The organism is Saccharopolyspora soli (assembly GCF_022678645.1).
Taxonomy (GTDB): Bacteria; Actinomycetota; Actinomycetes; order Mycobacteriales; family Pseudonocardiaceae; genus Saccharopolyspora; species Saccharopolyspora soli.
In genome coordinates this window covers 1-21,180 of record NZ_JALBWV010000101.1, presented here as the reverse complement: position 1 = coordinate 21,180, position 21,180 = coordinate 1, and the positions used below count along the sequence as shown (strand labels likewise).

Genomic DNA, 21,180 nt, shown 5'->3' with positions numbered 1-21,180 from the left:
GCCCGAGCTTCTTGGTAGGCCGAATGTCGAGTTCCTCGGCCAACCGACGCACCTCGGCGGGCCCGAGCAACGCCCCCGGCGGGGGGGGCCCCCCCCAACACCGCCCCCCCCCCCCCCCCCCCCCCCCCCCCCCCGGGGGGGGGGGGGGGGGCCCCCCCCCCCCCCCCCCCCCGCCCCCCCCCCCCCCCCCCCCCCCCCCCCGCGGGGGGGGGCCCCCCCCCCCCCCCGGCCCGGCGGGCCCGCCCCGGGGGGCCCCCCCCCCCCCCCCCCCCCACGACCGGAAAGTCAGCCGGGTTGGCGGGTCGTCCAGTGGCGCATGGCGTGCTCGACGAGTGCGATCAGGGTGCGCTTGGTGGATTCCCGATCCCGGGCGTCGCACGGTCCCATCGGCACATCGGGGCCGATCGCCATCGCTTCGCGGACCTGCTCAAGTGAGTGCAGCATCTGGCCGTCGAAGCAGTTCACCCCGACCAGGTACGGCAACCCGCGGTCCTCGAAGAAGTCGATCGCGGAGAACGAGTCCGCCAGTCGCCGGGTGTCCACCAGCACCACGGCACCGATCGCACCGCGCACCAGGTCGTCCCACATGAACCAGAACCGCTGCTGGCCGGGCGTGCCGAACAGGTACAGGATCAGGTCCGAAGCCAGCGAGATGCGGCCGAAGTCCATGGCCACCGTGGTGGTGGTCTTGTTCGGCGTCGCACCCAGGTCGTCAACGCCGCGGCTGGCCTCGGTCATGACCGCCTCGGTGGTCAACGGCACGATTTCCGAGACCGAGCCGACGAATGTCGTCTTGCCGACCCCGAATCCGCCCGCGACCACGATCTTCGCCGAGGTCGACGTGGTGCCGCCCCGGTTGATGGCCTGCGGCGGCATCGAGCCGAGCTGAGGCGCGCTATAGCCGACGGAGTCCACTCAAAACCCTTTCCATCAAAAGCATGTGTGGTGCGCTTCCGCTTTCGCTCACCGTCTGGTGGACGGTGATCAACCCCAGTTCGGCCATGTCAGCCAACAGGACGCGGGCAACCCCGATCGGCACTGACAACAGCGCCCCCACTTCCGCGACCGACCTGGGGTGTTGGCACAACTCGGCGATCGACTGGTGCTCCAGTCGCAGCGCCGCGCCCGGCCGGTACATCTCACCAACGGAAACCAGGGTTTCCAATTCCAACTGGTAGTTCGACCTGGTGCGCCCACCGGTCCAGGTGTAGGACCGGATGCTGGACGCCGCAGGCGCCTCCGGTTCCGCCGACTCGAATTGATCGTCCGGATAGGGCTCCTCGTGGTGGTACTGATCCGCCTGGTACTGCTCCGCGTGCTGCTCGGGTGGCTGGGCGGCCTCCTCCGGCAGCTTGCGCTTGCGCTTGCGCCCGCTGCCGAAGGTGAAGCCGTGCACGACCTCGGCGAAGCTGTCGTCGCCGGAGTTGTCCCGTCTTCGCCCTTGTCGGGGGTCCTGCGAGCGTCTACTCATCGCGTCCTCACACCAGTTGACCGGTGAACGCGTTCGGCATCCCTTGCAACTGCGACCGGATCTCTGGCGTGAGCATTTGGCCGACGCGCTCCACGAGCATGGTCATCTCGTAGGCGATCAGCCCCATGTCGCACTGCGGGGCGGCGAGCACGGTCAAGCAGGAGCCGTCGCTGATGCCCATCTGCAGCAGCGTGCCACGCTCCATTTCGACGATGGTCTGAACCACTCGTCCTGCCTCGAAGCACTTCGCTGAACCTTGGGTGAGGCTCAGCAGGCCCGAGGCGACCGCGGCCAGTTGATCAGCACGGTCCCGGGGTAGGGTCTGCGAGGCAGTCAGCACCAGGCCGTCAGCGGACACCACGATCGCGTGTGCCACTCCGGCCACGCGCCCGGTGAAGTCCGTGATCAGCCAGCCGAACCTGCGGGAAATCATCTCCTGAGCAGTCATGCAACCTCCTGTTCGTCGCCGAGGTGATCACGCGTTCGCGCTACCGAATTCATGTCAGTCCTCATCGGTTGCTCGGTGCCGACCACGACTGATTCCACTTTGGAAATCAGCCAGGCGACCGCGGAGCTGGTCCGGGTCGCGCTGGAACATCCCCGAACTCGTCGCTGGCTCAGCGTTCGACACGCTGCCTGGCACCAGGTTCGCCTTCGGCGTTCGGCGCGGGAGCCCGGCCTGCGTGAACGACGACTGCTCCGGGTTCGCCGCAGCCTCCGCCGCCTCGCGCGCACGCTCCGAGGCGAAGCTCCACGCCTGCGCCTCGGAACTGTTCAGGTCCCACGGGTGCACCTCGGCTGGTTCGGCAGCCCAGCTGCTGTCCGAACCGGCGAGCTGCGCCCAGTTGTCCGAACCGGCGGCCTCCGAGGTCCACGATTCCGGCGTCCAGGAATCCGACGTCCACGAGTTCGCACCAGAGGTCTCCGCCGGGGTTTCCGCCGGTGCCTCAGCAGAATGTCCGAACTGCACACCGTTGTGGGCGAGCTGTCGGCTGATGTCCTCGGCGCTGCGAGTCGGCGCCTCGGCGGCCTGCTCCCCGCGCGGCGTCCGACGCGGCAGTCCGGACGAGGTGAGCGACGGCTCCTCCGCCCGCGGTTCGCCCGCTAACGGATCGGGACTCGCCGGGGCGAACCCGGTGGGCTCCGCCGCGGGGGCTTGCTCGCTTTCCGCGCTGGGCCAGCTGAACTCGCCGGAGCTGGTTCCAGTTTTCCCCTGCAGCATCGGGTTCTCGCTGGCTGGCTGGAACCACTGGGTAGAAGGTTCTTGGTACATCGGCGAATCCGCCTCCGCAGGCTGTTCCGCCGGTGGTTCGACACCCGGCCAGTCAACGGCGAAGTCGGCCGAGGACACCGCACGCGGTTGTTGCGGGATGTCGATCGGCGCGTCGAACAGGTGCGCCGTCGGCGGATCGTCCGACAGCGGCGCGCTCGGCTCGAAAAGGCTCGCCGGGGCCGGTTCCTGCCACGGCGAAACCTCCTGCGCGGCTTCGACCTGCTCGTCCGCGCGCGGGAAGAATCCAGATGTCGGCAGCTCGGTGTGCGCATGCCCGTTGCGCTCGGCTGGCTGTGCCGCCGAAGGCTGCAGGGCTGGCCCGGATTCCGTCGAGACCATGTGTTCGGACGGAATCATCACCGTCGCCCGCACACCTTCGACGTCCGGCCCGCCGTGCAACTCGACCCCGATGCCGTGCCGAACGGCCAGCCGCCCGGCGACGAACAGGCCCATCCGCCGGGAAGTGGCCAGGTCGTCCTCGTCGACGTGCGCCAGTCGCTCGTTCGCGCGGGCCAGTTCCGAGTAGCCCATGCCGATGCCCTGGTCCAGCACGTCGAGCACCACCGTGCCGTCGCCCGCCTGGTAGCTGGACACCGTCACGCTGGTGTCCGGAGCGGAGAAGTTCGCCGCGTTGTCCAGCAATTCGGCGATCAGTCGCACCAGGTCGCTGGCGGTGTGCCCGCGCAGCTTCACCGCGGGCGGCGGCTGCACCACGACCCGCGGGTACTGCTCGATCTCGGACACGGCGGAGCGCAGCACGTCGGCCAGATCGGTTGGCCTACCGAAGCGTCGCGCCAGGTCGCTACCGGAGAGGACCATCAGGTTCTCGTTGTTGCGCCGCATCCGGGTGGCCAGGTGGTCCAGCTGGAACAACCGCGCGAGCTGGTCCGGGTCCTCTTCGTCCTGCTCCAACTGCTCGAACAGGCGCAGCTGCCGTTCCAACAGGCTCTGGCTGCGGCGGGAGACGCTGACGAACACTTCGCTGTAGCCGCGGCGCAGGTCGGCCTGCTCCACAGCGAGTCGCAGCGCCTGCTGGTTCACCTCGTCGAAGGCGCGGGCCAGCTGCCCGACTTCGTCGGTGGTGTGCACCGGAACTGGTTCGACCGTCGCGTTGGCGGTGTCGCCCTGCCGGATGGCGGCGACCGCCGCGGGCAGGTCGTACTCCGCCGCGTCCAGCGCGCCCCGGCGCAGTACGCGCAGCGAGCCGAGCAACTGCCGGGCGATCACGATGATGATCGCGGCGGCCGCGATCAGCGCGGACAGCAGCAGCACCGAGTCCCAACCAGCGGCATCGCTGGCCTCTGCTTCCAACCGGGCAGCGGTGGCGCGCACGTCGGCTGCGAGGTCGTCGTGCCCCTGGTCGATCAGCGTGACCGAGCCGTCGGTTGCCGCGTTCCAGGCGTCGCGCTGCACCGAATACCCGCCGGTGTAACGGTTGTCGGTGCTCTCGGTCAGGATCGCGGCGAGCATCCGGTTGCGGTTGGCGATCTCCGGAGCGCCGAGCGTCATGTCCAGTCGCTGCTGCCAGTGCGCGGCGACGGTGGAGCGCGCATCACCGATCTTGCCGACCAGCCGGGCTCGCGAACCGAGCAGGTTGTCCAGCGCGACCGGGCTGAGACTGCCTTCGGTCAGCCCGGTCAGCACCCACGCCTGCTGCAGCCGCACTTCCTCGGTCAGCCCCAGCATGTCCTGCAACGCGGTCGCGGTGCTGGACAGGCTGCGGTCGGCGACGCTGCTGGTCAGCGCACGGTCCAGGGCGAGCACCGCAGTGATCACCCGGGTGTAGGCGCCGATCGTCTGGTCCGGGCTGAGCTGGTGGTTGCGCACCTGCTGGCGGAGCTGCCGCAACCCGTCGAGCAGCGGGCGGAGTTCGCGGTAGCGGTCCGAGACGACCGGGCCGTAGACATCTGAGGAGGTGATGATCCGCGCGAGGTCACCAGCTGCCCGGTCCACCGCGACGGCCTGCTCGTCGAGCGCGGCGGTGTTGTTGTCACCGACCAGGAACTCCACCGAGCGGGTCCGCTCGTGCTGGACCCCGGCGATCAGCGGCTCGATCCGGTCGACCGCGTCCACCACCTGCGCGACCTGGGTGTAGTCGGCGGCCTGATCGACCTGCCACCGGATCTGCCCGATACCGAGCGTGATCGCGAAGATCACCGGCACCAGCACGACAGCGGCCAACTTGGTCAGCAGCGACCAGTTGCGCCACTGCACCGCGGCATAGCGGGTGCGCTTGAACTCGCTCGCGCTCACCAGCGCCCTCCTGGTTGCGAGTTCGGCTTCCCCTGCTGGTCACTCACGGCCTGGACCCTCTCGGGCGAACAATGCGTTGGAGAACGGCGCATGCGTGCGGTCCCGCAATCGTCGTCTGGGCTGTCTTCGTTGAAATCCAGTCGTGCTCGTATACCAGCCAACGACCGGAACCTCGTTGCGATACTGCACCGCAGCATGAGACTCGTGGAACACTCAGCGTAACCGTGAGCATCCCCGGTTGGCGCATTCCGGACACTGGTATCGAACCGTGACCTTCCCGATCTCGCGACTGTCTTTCAGTGCCCAAGCACTATAAACCCCGGATCCTGGGATACAACCGGGGGCTTTTTGCCATTCGACTACGACAAACAGGCGATGTCACACCGAGTGGTCAAAGTTAACGCAAAGCCCAACAACATTTTCACTCGTTCAGCCTAGAGATAGCTATTCCGCTTTGGTAACGAAGGAAGCAAAAGTCCTGGTCAACAAGATCATCCTACCTCCTCGCGGGCCGCCGACGCGGAACTACCGCGCAGTAACTAAGCGTTGAACACCCCCTCCGACCTCGCTGTTCGCTCGCCACCGACCCCCGCGAAATCGGCTCCCGGTGGCGACCACCACACTGTTGAATCGGTCCACAAGGCGGTTAGAATTTGCCGCCACCGCCAGGCCCTCGGCCCAGCGCGCCAACCGCGAAGTGCCAGGAAGGATGCATGAGCAACGCAACGCAATCCGCGCTGCGCGGCAGCCCCCGCGAGCAGCCCGGAAATCCGCGTTCGGCCTTCGGAGGAATCGACAAGAGCGCCGTTCGCTCCACCGACGAACGGCCCGATTTCACCGCTATCCAGCAGAGCGCGGAATTCCGCGCGCTACGCCGCCGACTTAAATGGTTCGTTTTTCCGGCAACGGCGTTTTTCCTGATCTGGTACCTCGGGTACGTGGCGGTTGCCGCCTACCAGCCGGAATTCATGGCTCAGCCGTTGGTCGGCGAGATCAACGTCGGGCTGGTCATGGGAATCGGCCAGTTCGTCACCACGGTGGGCCTGACCACGCTGTACCTCCGGTTCGCCCGCCGCCACATCGACCCGAAGGTCGACGAGATCCGACAGGACGCGGGAGAGCTCAACCGATGAACGAATCGCAGCTGATCCCAGCTGGCAGCGCGATCATCAACACCAGCGTCTTCGCGGCATTCGTGCTGATCACGCTGTTCATCGTGTACCGGGTGAGCAGCCGGGGCACCTCCAGCGACTACTTCGTTGCGGGCAGTTCGTTCAGCGGCGTGCAGAACGGCATCGCGCTCTCCGGCGACTACCTGTCCGCCGCGTCGTTCCTGGGCATCGCGGGCGCGATCGCGGTCTACGGCTACGACGGCTTCCTGTACTCCATCGGCTTCCTGGTGGCGTGGCTGATCAACCTGCTGCTGATCGCCGAGCGGACGCGCAACACGGGTCGCTTCACCATGGGCGACGTGCTCAGCTTCCGGATGCGCCAGCGTCCGGTGCGCGCCGCGGCGGCCACCTCCACGTTGGCCATCACGATCGTCTACATGATCGCCCAGATCGCCGGTGCCGGTGGTCTGGTCGCGCTGCTGCTGAACGTGCACAGCAAGTTCGGGCAGGCATTGGTGATCGCCGCGGTCGGCGTGGTGATGATGATCTACGTGCTGGTCGGCGGCATGAAGGGCACCACCTGGGTGCAGATCATCAAGGCCGCCATGCTGGTGCTGTGCGCCCTGCTGATCACGATCTTCCTGCTCGGCAAGTTCGGCTACAACTTCACCAGCCTGTTGCAGCAGGCCGCGGAAAACAACCCGCACGGCCGCAGCATCTTCGCTCCCGGTGTGCAGTACGGGAAATCCGAACTGACCAAACTGGACTTCGTGTCGCTGTCGTTGGCGCTGGTGCTCGGCGTCGGCGGCCTGCCGCACGTGCTGATGCGGTTCTACACCGTGCCCGACGCCCGCGAGGCCCGCCGCTCGGTGGTCTGGGCGACCTGGACGATGGCGACGTTCTACATCTGCACCCTGGTCATCGGCTACGGCGCGGCAGCGCTGGTGGGCACCGACGCGATCCTGGACGCACCCGGTGCGGAGAACTCGGCGGCTCCGCTGCTGGCCTACCAGATCGGCGGCACGGTGTTGCTGGGCATCATCTCCGCGGTCGCGTTCGCCACGATCCTGGCGGTGGTGGCGGGGTTGACGCTGACCGCGTCCGCGTCGTTCGCCCACGACGTCTACGCCAACGTGGTGCGCCGCGGGGAAATCGACTCGGACGCCGTGGTGCGGGTGGCCCGGGTGACCGCACTGGTGATCGGCGCGGCCTCGATCCTCGGCGGCGTCCTGGTCATCGGCCAGAACGTCGCGTTCCTGGTCGGACTGGCGTTCGCGTTCGCCGCGTCGGCGAACCTGTCCACGCTGCTGTACTCGCTTTTCTGGAAGCGGTTCAACACCACCGGCACGCTGTGGGGCATCTACAGCGGACTGGGTTCCTGCCTGCTGCTGCTGGTCTTCTCGCCGGTGGTCTCCGGCGCGTCGGACTCGATCTTCTCGAGTGTGGATTTCGCGTTTTTCCCATTGAAGAACCCGGGGATCGTGTCCATCCCGATCTCGTTCATCTGCGCGATCATCGGCACCTTCCTGGGCAAGCGCGAGGTCGACGAAGAGCGCCAGGCGGAGATGGAGGTTCGCGCCCTAACCGGCATCGGTTCCCGAACCGGCTGAACCCGTCTTCCAAACTCTTTTTGCCTGGCGGTGCCGGTAGCGGAACCTCAGACGCCGTCTCGGTCCGGGATCCCCGACATCATGTATGCCCAATACACCACGTCGAGGTAGGTCCTCCCAGAGAACGCCAGTGGGCACAGCCTGAGAACCCGCGGCGGTGCAAGCGCCGTAGCTGGGCCAAGCGGCTTCGCCGCTTCAAAAACAAGATCAAAGGCAGTGCGTGGGACTGGCTTGTGTGGCGGTGCGGGAAGCGGCTGGCGCTGCTTGCCTGACGAGCCCCCCAGCACACTTAATCCGCGCGAGTTCTGATCCGGATCTGTTCGACCGCAAGCGGTCGAACGGCCCGCTCGGTGGGGACGGCCCCGGTCCTGTGTTCAGGAACACAGGACCGGGGCCGTCCTCGTAAGAGCACGTCAGATGGCCTTTTGTCAGTACGCACCGCGTCGATGTTCAACTCTCGACCACCCACAGGTGGGGCTCGCGGCCCGACCCGATAGCCGCCAGTCACCGACCGCCCAGCGGCTGCGCAGAATTGCTCTACCCAATCGGACACTGCCGATCGGTCGCAATTCTCCATAAACTGGGACTTGCCCGTCAAAAGAGATCGCTTCGGCAATATCAGGGGGCAATGGGAAGCGGTCCGGCGGGCGAATCGGGGGGTATTCGATGCGAACGGTTCGCAACGCACTGGTCGCTGCGGTCGCCACCGCCGTCCTGCCCGTGTCCGGGCTGGGCACCCAGGCCGCCACCATCGCGGTCGAAATCAAGAACGGCCTGGTCGGACTGGTCGACCACGCCTCGAACGACCGGGCTGGCGACTTCCTGGTGCCCGGTGTCCGGATCCGCTCGGCGCCCAATACGAGCGCGCCCGCACGCGGCGAGGGAAATCCCGGGGACAACGCCACCAGCCGCCAGCCGGTCATCGGCGAAAGCGTCCGCTGCCCGGACGGCTCGGCGAATTCGGAATGGTTCGAAGTCACGAATCGCCGCACCCGGGTAAACGGATTCGTCAGCGGTTGCTACCTCTGATCAAATCGCATTGGAACACGCGCGGATCGGGCGCGGCCGTCAGGCGGCGTCCGCCGCTTCCGCACGGTTCTCAGGCAGTGCCCATGCGGTGATCCCGGAGCCGAGCGGACTTCCGCGGTTCCGCACCCTCGCCGCCTCTTGGGCGCGGAATTCAGAAGTCCTGCGCTGAGTCCTTGGGGCCGACCGGTTGGAAGCGCCGCAGGTGCAGGTGCCGGGAAAGCCTGATCACCGGCCGGATCGCCAGCTCGCAACTGCCCAGCAGGAACAGCCAGGTGCCGGTGGTCACCGTGGCCGGGTGGAAGAACAGCAGGCTGCCGCCGATGAACCAGAGGGCGATCAGGAAGTCGTTGACGATGCTGATGACCTCGTAACGCTTCCGGACCAGCAGTTCTTCGCGTCCGATCCGCAACACCCACGGGCCTGATTCGGCCGGATCACTCATGATCCGATTGTCCGGGCGCCCCGGCGGATCCGCCGGTCCAGCGGGCTATGCCACGGCGGCGGCAGCGGCCCGCCCGGCCTGCCTGCCGGAGAACAGGCAGCCGCCGAGGAACGTGCCCTCCAGGGCGCGGTACCCGTGCACGCCGCCACCACCGAACCCGGCGACCTCGCCCACCGCGTAGAGGCCGGGCAGCGGTTCGCCGGAATCACGCAGGACCCGACCGGCGAGATCGGTCTCCAGCCCGCCCAGCGTCTTGCGGGTCAGGATGGACAGCCGGACCGCGATCAGCGGCCCGGCAGCCGGATCCAGCAGCCGGTGCGGCTCGGCGACCCGGATCAACCGATCGACCACGTAGCGGCGGGCCGCGCGGATTGCGATGACCTGCTCGTCCTTGCCCAGGCCCGAGGCCACCTGGCGGTCACGGGCGACGATCTCGCGCTCCAGCGCGGCGGCATCGATCAGCGGCTCGCCGACCAGGTCGTTCATCCCGCGCACGAGCTCCGGCACGGTGCGCCGGACGACGAAGTCCGGGCCGCGACGGACGAACTCCGCCACCGGTCCGGGCGTGGCGCTGCCGCCGCGCTGCAGCAGTTTGCGGAGGCTGCGGTCGGTCAGGTCGGGGTTCTGCTCGGAGCCGGACAGCGCGAACTCGCGCCCGATGATGCGCCGGTTGAGCACGAACCAGGTGTGCTCGTGGCCGGATTTCGCGATGTGCTCCATGGTGCCGAGCGTGTCGAAACCGGGGAACAGCGGCGCGGGCAGCCGACGGCCCCGCGCGTCCAGCCACAGCGACGAAGGGCCGGGCAGGATCCGGATGCCGTGCCTGCTCCAGATCGGCGCGTAGTTGTGGATTCCCTCGGTGTAGTGCCACATCCGGTCCGGGTTGATGAGGTGCCCGCCGCTTCGGGCCACCACGTCGAGCATCCGCCCGTCCACGTGGTCGGGCACCCCTGCGATCAGGTGCTTCGGCGGCGTGCCGTAGCGCTTCGGCCAGTTCTGCCGCACCAGGTCGAGATTTCCACCGATGCCGCCGGAAGCGACGATCACCGCCTGCGCGCGCAGCTCGAAATCGGCGGCCACGTCACGAGAACTCGGCCGCCCGCGCGCCACCTCGCTCGGTGCCAGCACCTCGCCGCACACACCGGTCACCGCGCCATCGGTGGTGATCAGCTCGCTGATGCGGTGCCGGAACCGCAGCGTCACCAACCCGCGCTCGACGGCCTGCCGCACCCGTCGGACGAACGGCGCGAGCACGCCTGGACCGGTTCCCCACACGATGTGGAAGCGCGGCACGGAATTGCCGTGGCCGGTGGCGAGGTAACCACCGCGCTCGGCCCACTGCACCAGCGGGAAGAACCGCACGCCCTGCGCGGCCAGCCAGGCCCGCTTCTCCCCGGCGGCGAAGTCCACGTAGGCATGCGCCCACTGCCGGGGCCAGTGGTCCTCGGGGCGGTCGAAACCCGCGGAACCCAGCCAGTCCTGGAGGGCGAGCTCGTGGGAGTCGCGGACGCCCAACCGCCGCTGCTCCGGGGAATCCACCAGGAACAGACCGCCGAAGGACCAGTGCGCCTGGCCGCCCAGGGCAGCCTCGGGTTCCTGGTCGACCAGCACCACGCGGCGCCCCGCGTCGGCCAGCTCAGCGGTGGCTACCAAGCCCGCCAGCCCGGCGCCCACCACGATGACATCAGCGTCCAGCGTCACAGCCGACCTCCGCACTACCGAGGGGTAACCGAGCTGACTGTATACCGCAGTCGTCGTCGTTCCGGCAGCCCGACGAGTCGATCGCCACGGGGCCGCGGCAATTCGCCAAGCGGCGAAATCCACCCGGTCGGGGTGTATCCAGCAAATTCGCTGGCATTCCGATCCTGGCTTCGGGAATCTTGGTTCCAGCGTGCCGAATCCGGCCGCTGTCTCTCGATTATCCACTCACGAAGGGATTTTTCGCATGTCCACGCGTGCTTCATCCACCGTGCTGGACTGGGTCACCACCGGCCCGGCGTCCTGGCGGCGGGCCTGGCGCGACGGCGTTTGGCGAATGGTCGTCGCCGCCCTGCTCGCCGTCGCCGCGATCCTGGTGGGCACCCCCGGCGCAAGTGCCACGCCACCGGAAAACCGTTGTCCGACAGGGGCTTTCTGCGTCTGGTCGGGTGTGAACCACACCGGCGACCGGCATGAGATCGACATCCGGCCGACCGTGCTGGAGCAGTGCACCCCACTCCCGCAGGAGTTCGAGGTGCGCTCCTTCGCGAACAACACCGGCCGCCCGGTGACGGTCTACCAGGACGCCAGATGTGCCAGCGACGCGGAATTCACCACTCACCCAACGGGTTCCCATTCCCCAGAGCCGACATTCGTGGTCCGAGCCATCAAGGTCTGGTCGCATTGACCGCTCAGCGGACCAGGTCCCGCAGCAGCTCCAGCAGTCGTTCGGCGGAGTTGGCCCAGCTGAACTTCGCCGCCTGACCGCGAGCCGCGGCAACCAGGTCGGCACGTGCTCGGGGGTCCGCCACCTCGCGCACCGCGGTGGCGAAGTCCTTCGCCGACCCCGGCTCGAAGAACTTCGCGTGGCCCCCGGTGACCTCGTGGAAGATCTCCAGATCGCTGCAGACCACCGGCGTCCCCGCGTTCATCGCCTCGATGATCGGCAGCCCGAAACCCTCGTCCCGGGAAGCGGTGACCAGTGCGCTCGCCCTGCCGAGCAGCTCCTGGTAGTCGCTTTCACCAATCCCCCGCCAGAACACCACATCGACACCGGGAGGTAGCTGCGCCCGCAGTTCCGCCTCGCGTTCCGGCGCGATCCGACTGACCAAGTGCAACCGGTATTCCGGAAGGAGAGCCATGCCCGCGATCAACGTTTCCACGTTCTTGTACGGCATGAAAGAACCCATGTACACCAGCTCACGAGGCCCACCCATCGACTCCCGAACCGCACCCGGTTCGGCGCCCTTCTCGCCCCGGTCCGCAGCGCTGTCCTCCGGCAGTGGGGACGGTGCATTGTGGACGACCGTCACCGGACGGCGGGTCAGCCGGTGCGCCGCGATGAGCTTCCGGGTCGTGTCGCTGACCGTTACCACCGCGTCCGCCCGGTTCAGCATCACGCGCTGCGGCCAGAAAGCCTTGTGGTACGCGCGCCAGGCAACCCGCACCGGCAGCGGCAGGAACCCCGGCGGCTGCGGATGGCGGTAGTAGATCAGGTCGTGCAGCGTGAGGACGAGCCGGTAGTTGCGCCGGAAGCCACCGATCACCTGCAGCGGGCTGAACACCACGTCCGCGCCGAGCCGGTTCAGCGTGCGCGACAGCCAGAGTTCTCGCGGCGAGAACGGACTGTTGACCTTCAGGTGCGGAACGCCGGAGGGCAGCAGCCGCAGTTGCCGCTCGTCATGGATCAACATCGTCACCGGATGGAGGTGGTGCAATGCTTCGATCAAGCTCGCCCCGTAGCGGCTGATCCCGTCGTGCTGGTCAGTGCGCGTCCAGCGCGCGTCGACGACGACGTTCATCGGCCCGGCCGCGGACGCCGCGCGGTTCGGAGAATCCGACGTCACGCTGCTCGATCGCCAGTTCTCAGCCGCCGAGCCGCCGTCCCGGTCCAGGCTGGTCATGGCGCTCCAAGGAACCGTTGGATCGCTTCGGCCGCCGGTCCCGGCGTTTCGTAGTGCACCAGGTGGCCGACGTCCGGGATCACGACGAGTTCCGCGTCGGTAAGCCGAGCTGCCAGCGCGCGCTGCCCCGCGAGGGGTGCGATCTCGTCCGACTCCCCCGCGATCAGCAGGGTGGGCATGCGAAGTCCGTCGGCGTGATCCGCGACGGTGTGCGTCACCGAGGCTTCGAAGGTCTCGCTGAGCAGGGCCGGGCTGTGGAAGCGGCTGAAGTACCGCAGGTGGTTGTCGTCGATGAAACCGCGCAGCTGCTTGTCCTTCGTGCGCGTCATCGCGCGGCTCGCCGCGAGCACCACCCACCTGTTGCTCAACAGCGAGTGCCCGGCCCGCAGCGGCAACCGCTTGCCCAGCGTGTAGTAGGCGGAGGTCAGACCGGACAGCACCACGCGCGGGCCGCGCAGGGCGGGCGTTGCGATGGGGTTGATCAGCACCAGCCGCCGCACGAGCTCCGGTGCGGTGGCGGCGACCCGCGCCGCCACGATCGAGCCGAACGAGTGCCCGACCAGCACTACCGGCCGGTCGTGACCACCGAGCCGCCCGATCAGCTCGGTGATCACGTGCGCATAGCCAGCGACGTCGTGCCGAAGTCCGGTCATCGGCCCGGAGTCCCCGAAACCGGGCAGGTCCGGAATCACGACGCGGTGGTCCGGCAGTCGCGCCGCGACGAGCTCCAGGCCGTGGTGGGTGCCGCGCAGGCCGTGCACCATCAGGACCGTGCCGACCTGGTCGACGGCGTCAGCCCGGTCGGCACGGTCGGCCGGGATGACTGTGCCGACCGGGATAACGGCCTCGGCTCGCTTGTCCCGGTACACCCAGTAGTGCAGGTCAGCGCCGCTGATGCGCTCGACCAGCTCCACGGGATTGAGTTCCGGGGTGATCACGGCGGCTCAGCTCGCCAGCTCGGTGCGGATCTCGTCGAGCTCGACGGCGCTGTCCGGGTCCGTCACGTGGTGGTAGATGGCCTCGAACCGACCGAGGATCTCGGCGATGTCGTGCCGGGACACCAGCCGCTCGCTGGCCGCGCCCATCCGGTCGATCGTCGCGCGGTCGTCGAGCACGCTGTCGATGGCGCGGGCCAGGGCGTGCACGTCGCGCGGCGGGTAAAGCCAGCCGTTCTGGCCCGGCCGCACGAGGTGCGGCAGCGCCATGGCGTTGGCCAGCACCACCGGGGTGCTCGCCGACATGGCTTCCATGGTGGCCAGGCTCTGCAGCTCGGCGATGCTGGGCATGCAGAACAGGTCCGCGCGGGCGTAGGCGTCCAGCAGCTCGTCGTCGCTGAGGAAACCGCGGAAGTGCACCCGTTCGGCGATCCCGAGCTCCGCGGCGAGCTGTTCGAACGCGGCGCGGCGACTGCCGTTGCCGACGATTTCCAACCGGGTCGGCACTTCGGTGCGCAGCAGCGACATCGCCCGCAGCAGGTCGTCGATGTGCTTTTCCTCGTCGAGCCGCCCGACGAACAGCACGGTTCGGGTGGCCGGGTCGGGGTGCTGCTTCCGGTAGCTCTGGGTACGCCGCCGGTACCGCTCGACGTCGATCCCGCAGGAGACCGGCAGTGCTGTGTCGACGAATCCGTTGTCCTGCAACAGCTGGACGGCTCGCGGGGTTGGCGCGGTGACCAGGTGCGCCTTGCGGTAGTGCTTGATCAGGTTGTGCCACAGCAGGCGACCTGCCGCGTTCTGCAGCAGTCGCGGAACCTTGAAGTAGCCGAAGATGTTCTCGGGCATGAAGTGGTTGGTGGCCACCAGGCCGATCTCCCGGCTGATCGCCGAGTTGATCAGGCCGCGGCAGATGAAGAAGTGCGACTGCACGTGCACCACGTCGGGTTGGATCTCGGCCAGCAGCCGATCGGCTCGCGCCGCCTGCCACGGCAGGATCCCGCGGATCGACGGGTGGAAGGGCGAGCCGTAGGAGCCGACGCGGTGCACTGTCACGCCGTCCTCGACCTCGGTGCGCGCTTCCTGGTCTGTCGAGTGGCAGACCACGTGCACGTCGTGGCCACGGCTGGAGAGCCCGGTCGCCAGGCGGTGACCGAAGTTGGCCGCTCCGTTCACGTCGGGCGGGTAGGTGGTCGCACCGACCACGATCCGGAGCGGGCGCCTGCTGGACGGTTGCGAAGTCAAGTGGAACTCCCGTCAGGACGATCTGTCGAACTCGGTCCGGCAAGATCACTGCTGCCGGTCACAGTGGCGGGCACACGACTTTCCTGGGTGTCGGGGTGGTACCGGGCCAGCGCGAACACACCGGCGCAGGCGATCACCGCGCACAGCGCCTCACCGGTGGCCGTCCAGGTGCTGACGTGGTCGGCCTCGCCGAGCAGCCCGATGCCGAGGCCGACCGCCACCAGCGGGTCGATCACGGTCAGGCACGCCACCACCAGGTCCGGCGGGCCGCTGGCGTATCCGTGTTGCAGCAGCCAACCGCCCACCAGCATCGCCACGACGATGCCCAGCACCGGTAGCGGATTGATGTCCAGCAAGTCAGTGGTGCCCAGCTGTTGCGCGATCGCGCGCATCAGCAATGAGACGTATCCGTACGCCACCGCGCACCCGGCGGCGAAGAAGATGCAGCGCATCTTCGAGCGCGTTAACACAGCCAGCACGCCCAGCGCCAAGACCGCGCCAGCTACCAGCTGGGTGGCCAGCAACTGGTCGTCACCGGCGACCGGAGTGGCTGTCGCGCTGCCAGCGGCGAGCACCACGAAAGCGGCCACGCCACCGGTCGCGGCAGCCACCGCCAGCGCCACGTTGGGGCTGAGGTCGCGGGCGTGGATGCCTTGCTGCCGCAGGTTCAGCAGCACGGTGATCGGTAGCGCGAGCACGCCGATCGGCTGCACCACGCTCAGTGGTGCCAACCCGAGCGCACACGCGTGCAACAACGCGCCGCTGCCAAGCGCAGCCAATCCGGACAACCAACGGGGGTTGCGGATGAGCTGAGCCTGATGCCGCAGGCCGAGCCCGCGACCGTCGATCGTGTCGTGCACGGCCGCGTGCTGCAGCCGCGCCCCCACGGCGTATCCGCAGGCCCCCAGTGCAGCGAGCACCACCGCGAGCGCGGTCATCGCGGACCACGCCCTGCAGCGATGGTCGGCTGGTGGTACACGACCGGGCCATTCCCTTTCACCAGGCAGCGGGAACGTTCGACTACCGGACACCCTAGTGCGCGATTCATGACACGTCCCGCTGTCGAGCCTCGCGGCACCCACCGCGTCGGCCTGCTACCCGTCTCGGGTTCCGAACCCGCTGGCTGTCGCCTTCGCTGTCCGTCCACACCGCTCAATCTCGCGTCTCGCGAGTCCGACTCACATCCGGGGTCGGACCCCCAATTTCCCTGAGACGTTCCAGGCTCGCACTCCGAGGCGTCCGCCGGACCGCAGGGCCGCGACGACTCGGACGTCTCCCCGCGAGCCCGCTAGGCCAGGGGAAACACGGCGCGGCGTCCAAGTCCCCAACCATCCGGGTAACCCGCACCCCCACCCTGACACGCTCGGCGGGCAATACAGCTAAGCACGAATTTGCGGCGCGCCGTGAAACGCCAGACGAATAAGCGCGAACCGATCCGGTGAACGAAAGTCGACGGTTCGACGAATCGAACGGAAAGAACCCAACAGGTTCCGAAATCGTTGCACCCACGCCCCGTCGAGGTGCGCCGGAAGCGCGCCCCGCGTGCGCTTCTGCACTGTCCGCCGGATACACGTGCACGACTGTAGAACAACGATGCTGAGGACTTTGTCAGCAACACATCACATCCCGGCCGAAGCCGAACAGCGCCGCCGCGCCGACAAACCGACCGATTCCCGATGCACCGGCAAGAACACCCCACCAGCAGGGAAATCGCAAAAATGAAGATCAACTATTCCGATGTGGAAACGGTGACCGATACGACGTCGCGACAACATCACATGCAGCAAACGCCTAGCACACCGAAACAATTCGGTCACGACCAGTGATCAGCTCCGGCTCTTCCTCCGGCCCAACCCGCCAGGCTTGCTCGTCCGGGTGAGACGATGCACCCGTGGCTGCCGACTCTGACGCCGTCTCCCAACACGGCCGGACCGCAGAACCCGAGCGGCGAACCGACGCCGCAGGGCGCGATGTGCTGGGCGCGAAGGTCGCGGTGGTGGTGGCGCTGCTTGGCGGTGCGCTGTGCACAGCGCTGGCCGCCACCGCCTACACCGCTGTCGGAACCATTCCCGGGCTGCCCGACCTGCCGCCTGATGTGCGCTTCGGGTTGCCCGCCGCGCGCGTGCTCCTCGACGTCTCGGCACTGGCCACGGTCGGGCTGAGCCTGCTGCCGAAGCTGCTGGGCTTCGACCGCCCGAAGCACACCGAGCCCGTCATGTCGCTTGCCCGGCGGATCACCGTGATCACCGCACTGCTCTGGATGCTCAGCGCGGTGCTCTCGCTGGTGCTGCAGGCTGCCGAGCTGAGCCCGGACCGCAACCTGACAACCCAACTGCTGATCGATTACGTAATGAGCGTCCCGGCTGGCCCCGGCCTGTTGGTCAGCGCTGGCGCCGGGCTGCTGTGCGCGGTGCTCGGCCTGCTGGCTGTCCGGTTCGGCGAGACGGTCCCGGCGGAGCTGCGCACCATCGTCGCCCTGCTCGGCCTGCTGCCGATGCCGCTGACCGGGCACGCCACGGACTGGCAGTACCACGACTTCAGCATGATCTCGATGGAGCTGCACGTGATCGGCGCGGCGATGTGGACTGGTGGTCTGGCCGCCGTCGCCGTGTTCGTCGCGCCGCACCGCGCGCTGCTCGCGGAGGCCCTGCCGCGCTTCTCGAAACTGGCCACCATCGCGATCTTCGTGGTGGGGCTGTCCGGATTGTTCAACGGCCTGATGGAGTTGATCAGCACGCCGGGCGTTGGACTGCCCGGCCTGGTCACCACCGGATATGGCCAGATCATCCTGGCCAAGATCGGTTGCCTGGTGGCGCTGGGTGCGGTGGCGTCGCAGGTGCGCTTCCGCCTGCTGCCCCGCATCGTGCGCCACCAGCGCACCGCGTTGATCGGCTGGGCCGCCGCCGAGGTCGGCGTGATGGGCGCCGCCTACGGTTTGGGCGTCGTGCTCTCCCGCGCCCCGGTCATCATCTGACCGCGCGACACCAATCGCTGCCAGCTCCGACGACCGTGCTCGGTGTCCAGCAGGTAAGCCAACAACGACCACACCGCCGCGAACAAGACCACTGTGTACAGCACCGACCAGTAATCCACCGGCGGCGCGGCGATGTAGGTCTGCTGGAGCCACAGGGCCGCATACGTCACCGCGGTCACGACCGCCGCCCCGGCGAACGGCCGGATCCGGGGCGCCAGCCAGAACGAGAGGTCGATCGCCAGCGCCCCGCCGAGCAGGAAGAACGGCACCGTCGAGATCGGGAAGCCAGCCGCGGCCAGCAATCCCCAAGCGACGCAACGGAAAACCAGGTAACCCCCGGCGATGGTGGTCGCGGTCCACCGCCGCCCGACCAGTCGACGCGCCAGCAGCAGCGTGCCCAGCGCGGTGATCGTCGCCCAACTCGGATAAACCCAATCCGGCACCGGCAGCGTGAAGTGTTCGACGGCGACCCGGTCCAGCGGTCGGCCCAGGTCATCGGCGGCGAACTGCAACAGGCTGTCCTCGGCGTAGGGCGTGCCGCGTTCCCAGGCCGCCAACCCCAGCACGCCGTACTCCTGGTGCTGGTTCAGGAACAAGAAGTTGTCCACCACCGTGAACCACAGGAAGCACGTGATCGGGTAGTAGTACCGATCACCACCGCCGTAGCGGGCCCAGCCGCGGATCAGGCCGATGCTCATCAGCCCGGTACCGAGGTAGAGCAGCGCGTGCGACGGGCTCCACGCGGTGATGTCCAGCCCGTTGATCCGGTGGTTGATCACGTCCAGCGGGGCGGCCACCAGGAAGATGCCCAGCCCCCACTGCAGCCAGCGCAGCGTGGCGCGATCGACGCCGATCCCGGTGTAGGTGTGGAACACCACCAGGCCGATCACGATCACGGTGCCTACCGTGTTGATCAGGTGCGGCGGCGCGAAATCGTCGCGCAGCCACCGAAAATGCCAGCAGATGTCCCACGTGGCGCCCGCGATCTTGAACGCCATCGCGACGACCCACCAGCGGTAGAGCGCGATCACGAGCTCCTGGGGAGCATCCCGACCCGGCTCACCACGCGTCCAGTGGCCACGAACCAGCTCCGCGGTACCCGCCATCGCGTTCACCTCCGCCTTGCGCGATGTTCACGCGAAAAACGGTAGTCGGTACTGATCGCGAAAGGACGGCAATGATGTACCCGGCAGTAACGTTTTGGGCAATCCAGCGTTCTCCGCGCCGTCAGCGCGGGATCTTCAGCACCTGCCCCACGTAGATCAGGTCCGGGTCGGAAATGCCGTTGACCCGCGCGATCTCCCGCCAGTCCACGCCCAACCGCTGTCCGATCTCGGAGAGCGTGTCGCCCGGCTGCACCACGTAGGTCTCCTGCGGCGGCGGAGGCGGTGGTGGCGGCGGAGGCGCACCGGCCCCGGTGAGCACCTCCAGCGGGACCATCGAGACGTTCAGGTCGGTGTTGCCAGCGATGCCGGGAACCTGCCCGTCCGAGGCGTGCTGGTGCATGACCACCCGGTCGGTGAGGAAGCCCGGTTCGCCCGGCGGGCGTCCGTAGTGCGCGACCCACAGGAACACGCCGGGGTCGACCCAGGTCTCCGGCGCGAGCTTGCTCTGGAACCACGACGTCGACGCGTACACCACCACTTCGTTGCGACCGGTGTGCCCGCGGATCGCGTCGATGAACCCCTTGACCCAGGCGCCCAGGTTCGGCGCGTCGGTTTCGATGTCCAGGCACGGCGGCAGATTCCCGGCCGCGCTGGAGTTCAACCGCGCCAACTGGGCGGCGAACTCGCCCGCGTCCTGCTGCGGGGAATTCGTGTCCGGCCGGGCGAAGTGGTAGAGCCCGGTGACCACCCCGGCGCCGCGGGCGCCAGCGAGCTGGGCGTCCAGGGTCGGGCTGACGTATCCGACGCCCTCGGTCGCCTTGATGTAGGTGAAGACGAATCCGGCGCCGCGAACCGCCCCCCAGTCGGGCTCCCCCTGATATCGCGCGACGTCGATGCCCGGAATGCGCTCGGCCATGATCAACCCCCTGACTTTGGCCTTACTGCTGGTCCCCAAACTATCGAATTTGGGCAAACGGGCACCCCCGCCGTTCAGGTCAAGATCACCACCCAATTGGTCGATATTCGAGCGTGGCGTAACCGATTCGCAGCGCTACGAATTACTCACATCGAGTTCACATCCGGTCGCAATACGACCTATTCGGCGCAGCGCGGGACCACTCGCTGCTCTGGTCGCGGGCTGTGATCTCGGCAGGCAGAGTAGATGCCAACTCGCAGGTCACACGGTTGCCGCAGGCGAGAAAATCGATGGTGGCGGAGGCAACCACCCGCATCGCCGGGCGTCTCTTAGACAGCAGGGAATTTACCGACGACCCCGCCGCGAGGACGGGGACTGGAGGTGGTCACCGTGACCCCGCACCGACTGCGGAGCATCGGCCTGCGGACGCTCCAGGCGTCCGGAGCGCTGCTGATCGCCGGGCTGATGACCGGCTGCGGCGCGCCGGGCGGACCGAACGGCCAAGTGATCACGGCACCGACGCAGACCGAGCAACCCGCGCCACCGGCTGGTGGTTCGGATGCGCGCCCCGCACCCCCGACGTCCGGCGCGGGTGACATCGGCGAGCAGACACCAGGCGAACCACCCGCGATGGCCACGCAGCCGGGCAAGGTGGAACGCTGCCACACCTCGATGCTCAGCGGCTCGCTGGCACAACCCGACGCCGGTGCCGGGCAGCGCTACGCCGAACTGGTGCTGCGCAATTCCAGCAGCGAAACCTGCACCCTCTACGGCTACGGCGGGATGCAGCTGATCGATCAATCCGGCCGACCGCTGCCCACCGACATGACCCGCGTCCCGAATCCGGGGCCGACGCTGATCACGCTGGCTCCCGGAGAGACGGCCAGTGCCACGCTGCACTGGACGGCGGTGCCGCACGAGGGTGAGCCGGAAGATGCTCCGTGCCAGCCGACACCGGCCCGCGCCGAGGTCATCCCGCCGGACGAGACCGACCCGCTCAGCATCACCTGGACCTCCGGCCCGGTGTGCGGTTTCGGATCCATCGACGGAAGCGCCTACCACCAGTAGTGCGTTGGGCGGCAGAAGTGGGGGGGGGGGGGGGGGGCGGCCCGGGGGGTGGGGGGGGGGGGGGGGGGGGGGGGGGGGGTGGAGCCGGGGGGGGGGGGGGGCGCGCGCGCGGGGGGGGGGGGGGGGGGGGGGGGGGGGGGGGGGGGG

Annotated in this window: 18 protein-coding genes; 6 read left to right on the top strand and 12 right to left on the bottom strand. The window is 68.2% G+C overall.

Annotated features, from left to right (window positions below; genetic code table 11):
• Positions 1–285: 285 nt before the first annotated feature.
• From MOQ72_RS41085 to MOQ72_RS41070, 4 genes are read right to left on the bottom strand one after another with little or no spacing between them, the layout of a single operon-like run.
• On the bottom strand, positions 286–915 hold the full coding sequence (locus MOQ72_RS41085; RefSeq protein WP_372495645.1) for a GTP-binding protein: 630 nt from the start codon (positions 913–915) through the stop codon (positions 286–288).
• A complete protein-coding gene (locus MOQ72_RS41080; protein WP_242191403.1) occupies positions 896–1,471 on the bottom strand; it encodes a DUF742 domain-containing protein in 576 nt (191 codons plus the stop codon). The genes MOQ72_RS41085 and MOQ72_RS41080 overlap by 20 nt, the downstream gene beginning before the upstream one ends.
• Before the next feature lie 7 nt (positions 1,472–1,478).
• A complete protein-coding gene (locus tag MOQ72_RS41075; protein WP_242191402.1) occupies positions 1,479–1,919 on the bottom strand; it encodes a roadblock/LC7 domain-containing protein in 441 nt (146 codons plus the stop codon).
• A 54-nt stretch (positions 1,920–1,973) separates the two neighbouring features.
• Positions 1,974–4,997: a sensor histidine kinase gene (locus MOQ72_RS41070; protein WP_242191401.1), complete on the bottom strand. Its 3,024-nt coding sequence runs from the start codon at positions 4,995–4,997 to the stop codon at positions 1,974–1,976.
• Between the two features lie 713 nt (positions 4,998–5,710).
• Between MOQ72_RS41070 and MOQ72_RS41065 the strand changes: the two genes are divergently transcribed.
• The 3 genes from MOQ72_RS41065 (at position 5,711) to MOQ72_RS41055 (ending at position 8,748) form a co-directional block, all read left to right on the top strand.
• Entirely contained in the window at positions 5,711–6,130 is a 420-nt protein-coding gene (locus MOQ72_RS41065; RefSeq protein WP_242191400.1) for a DUF485 domain-containing protein, read from the top strand.
• Entirely contained in the window at positions 6,127–7,719 is a 1,593-nt protein-coding gene (locus tag MOQ72_RS41060; RefSeq protein WP_242191399.1) for a monocarboxylic acid transporter, read from the top strand. The genes MOQ72_RS41065 and MOQ72_RS41060 overlap by 4 nt, the downstream gene beginning before the upstream one ends.
• A 666-nt stretch (positions 7,720–8,385) precedes the next feature.
• On the top strand, positions 8,386–8,748 hold the full coding sequence (locus MOQ72_RS41055; RefSeq protein WP_242191398.1) for a hypothetical protein: 363 nt from the start codon (positions 8,386–8,388) through the stop codon (positions 8,746–8,748).
• 151 nt (positions 8,749–8,899) lie between these two features.
• Here MOQ72_RS41055 and MOQ72_RS41050 read toward each other — a convergent pair whose 3' ends face one another.
• Together MOQ72_RS41050 and MOQ72_RS41045 are read right to left on the bottom strand one after the other, a co-directional pair.
• Entirely contained in the window at positions 8,900–9,190 is a 291-nt protein-coding gene (locus MOQ72_RS41050; protein ID WP_242191397.1) for a YrhK family protein, read from the bottom strand.
• Between the two features lie 45 nt (positions 9,191–9,235).
• Positions 9,236–10,891 (bottom strand): FAD-binding dehydrogenase, encoded by a 1,656-nt coding sequence (locus tag MOQ72_RS41045; protein WP_242191396.1) that lies wholly within the window; start codon positions 10,889–10,891, stop codon positions 9,236–9,238.
• Positions 10,892–11,135: 244 nt separating this feature from the next.
• Between MOQ72_RS41045 and MOQ72_RS41040 the strand changes: the two genes are divergently transcribed.
• On the top strand, positions 11,136–11,576 hold the full coding sequence (locus tag MOQ72_RS41040; RefSeq protein ID WP_242191395.1) for a peptidase inhibitor family I36 protein: 441 nt from the start codon (positions 11,136–11,138) through the stop codon (positions 11,574–11,576).
• Between the two features lie 4 nt (positions 11,577–11,580).
• Here MOQ72_RS41040 and MOQ72_RS41035 read toward each other — a convergent pair whose 3' ends face one another.
• Genes MOQ72_RS41035 through MOQ72_RS41020 form a run of 4 tightly spaced genes read right to left on the bottom strand, consistent with a single transcriptional unit; the run spans position 11,581 to position 15,907 of the window.
• Entirely contained in the window at positions 11,581–12,792 is a 1,212-nt protein-coding gene (locus MOQ72_RS41035) for a glycosyltransferase family 4 protein (RefSeq protein WP_242191394.1), read from the bottom strand.
• Positions 12,789–13,730 (bottom strand): alpha/beta fold hydrolase, encoded by a 942-nt coding sequence (locus MOQ72_RS41030; RefSeq protein ID WP_242191393.1) that lies wholly within the window; start codon positions 13,728–13,730, stop codon positions 12,789–12,791. The genes MOQ72_RS41035 and MOQ72_RS41030 overlap by 4 nt, the downstream gene beginning before the upstream one ends.
• Positions 13,731–13,736: 6 nt before the next feature.
• The gene (locus MOQ72_RS41025) at positions 13,737–14,969 is read right to left on the bottom strand and encodes a glycosyltransferase (protein WP_242191392.1); all 1,233 of its coding nucleotides are present in this window, start codon (positions 14,967–14,969) and stop codon (positions 13,737–13,739) included.
• Positions 14,966–15,907, bottom strand: coding sequence for a DMT family protein (locus tag MOQ72_RS41020; protein WP_242191391.1), 942 nt, complete (start codon positions 15,905–15,907; stop codon positions 14,966–14,968). The genes MOQ72_RS41025 and MOQ72_RS41020 overlap by 4 nt, the downstream gene beginning before the upstream one ends.
• Before the next feature lie 953 nt (positions 15,908–16,860).
• Here MOQ72_RS41020 and MOQ72_RS41015 point away from each other — a divergent pair.
• The gene (locus tag MOQ72_RS41015; protein ID WP_242191390.1) at positions 16,861–17,943 is read left to right on the top strand and encodes a CopD family protein; all 1,083 of its coding nucleotides are present in this window, start codon (positions 16,861–16,863) and stop codon (positions 17,941–17,943) included.
• On the opposite strand, the gene MOQ72_RS41010 is transcribed toward MOQ72_RS41015, so the two are convergent.
• Complete coding sequence (locus MOQ72_RS41010; protein WP_242191389.1) at positions 17,898–19,049, bottom strand: hypothetical protein; 1,152 nt, start codon at positions 19,047–19,049, stop codon at positions 17,898–17,900. The two genes, MOQ72_RS41015 and MOQ72_RS41010, sit on opposite strands and share 46 nt — an antisense overlap.
• A gap of 121 nt (positions 19,050–19,170) precedes the next feature.
• Positions 19,171–19,965 (bottom strand): GH25 family lysozyme, encoded by a 795-nt coding sequence (locus tag MOQ72_RS41005; protein WP_242191388.1) that lies wholly within the window; start codon positions 19,963–19,965, stop codon positions 19,171–19,173.
• Positions 19,966–20,355: 390 nt separating this feature from the next.
• Here MOQ72_RS41005 and MOQ72_RS41000 point away from each other — a divergent pair, with 390 nt between their 5' ends.
• Positions 20,356–21,033 carry a DUF4232 domain-containing protein gene (locus MOQ72_RS41000; protein ID WP_242191387.1) on the top strand — a complete coding sequence of 226 codons (678 nt, stop codon included), beginning with the start codon at positions 20,356–20,358 and terminating at the stop codon, positions 21,031–21,033.
• The last annotated feature ends 147 nt before the right edge of the window (positions 21,034–21,180 follow it).

What these genes read in the sequence shown, in the direction of transcription:
- MOQ72_RS41020 (WP_242191391.1), bottom strand. Translation starts at nt 15,907, where the DNA reads ATGACCGCGCTCGCGGTGGTGCTCGCTGCACTGGGGGCCTGCGGATAC.
- MOQ72_RS41080 (WP_242191403.1), bottom strand. Translation starts at nt 1,471, where the DNA reads ATGAGTAGACGCTCGCAGGACCCCCGACAAGGGCGAAGACGGGACAAC.
- MOQ72_RS41075 (WP_242191402.1), bottom strand. Translation starts at nt 1,919, where the DNA reads ATGACTGCTCAGGAGATGATTTCCCGCAGGTTCGGCTGGCTGATCACG.
- MOQ72_RS41035 (WP_242191394.1), bottom strand. Translation starts at nt 12,792, where the DNA reads ATGACCAGCCTGGACCGGGACGGCGGCTCGGCGGCTGAGAACTGGCGA.
- MOQ72_RS41040 (WP_242191395.1), top strand. Translation starts at nt 11,136, where the DNA reads ATGTCCACGCGTGCTTCATCCACCGTGCTGGACTGGGTCACCACCGGC.
- MOQ72_RS41065 (WP_242191400.1), top strand. Translation starts at nt 5,711, where the DNA reads ATGAGCAACGCAACGCAATCCGCGCTGCGCGGCAGCCCCCGCGAGCAG.
- MOQ72_RS41005 (WP_242191388.1), bottom strand. Translation starts at nt 19,965, where the DNA reads ATGGCCGAGCGCATTCCGGGCATCGACGTCGCGCGATATCAGGGGGAG.
- MOQ72_RS41010 (WP_242191389.1), bottom strand. Translation starts at nt 19,049, where the DNA reads ATGGCGGGTACCGCGGAGCTGGTTCGTGGCCACTGGACGCGTGGTGAG.
- MOQ72_RS41055 (WP_242191398.1), top strand. Translation starts at nt 8,386, where the DNA reads ATGCGAACGGTTCGCAACGCACTGGTCGCTGCGGTCGCCACCGCCGTC.
- MOQ72_RS41060 (WP_242191399.1), top strand. Translation starts at nt 6,127, where the DNA reads ATGAACGAATCGCAGCTGATCCCAGCTGGCAGCGCGATCATCAACACC.
- MOQ72_RS41050 (WP_242191397.1), bottom strand. Translation starts at nt 9,190, where the DNA reads ATGAGTGATCCGGCCGAATCAGGCCCGTGGGTGTTGCGGATCGGACGC.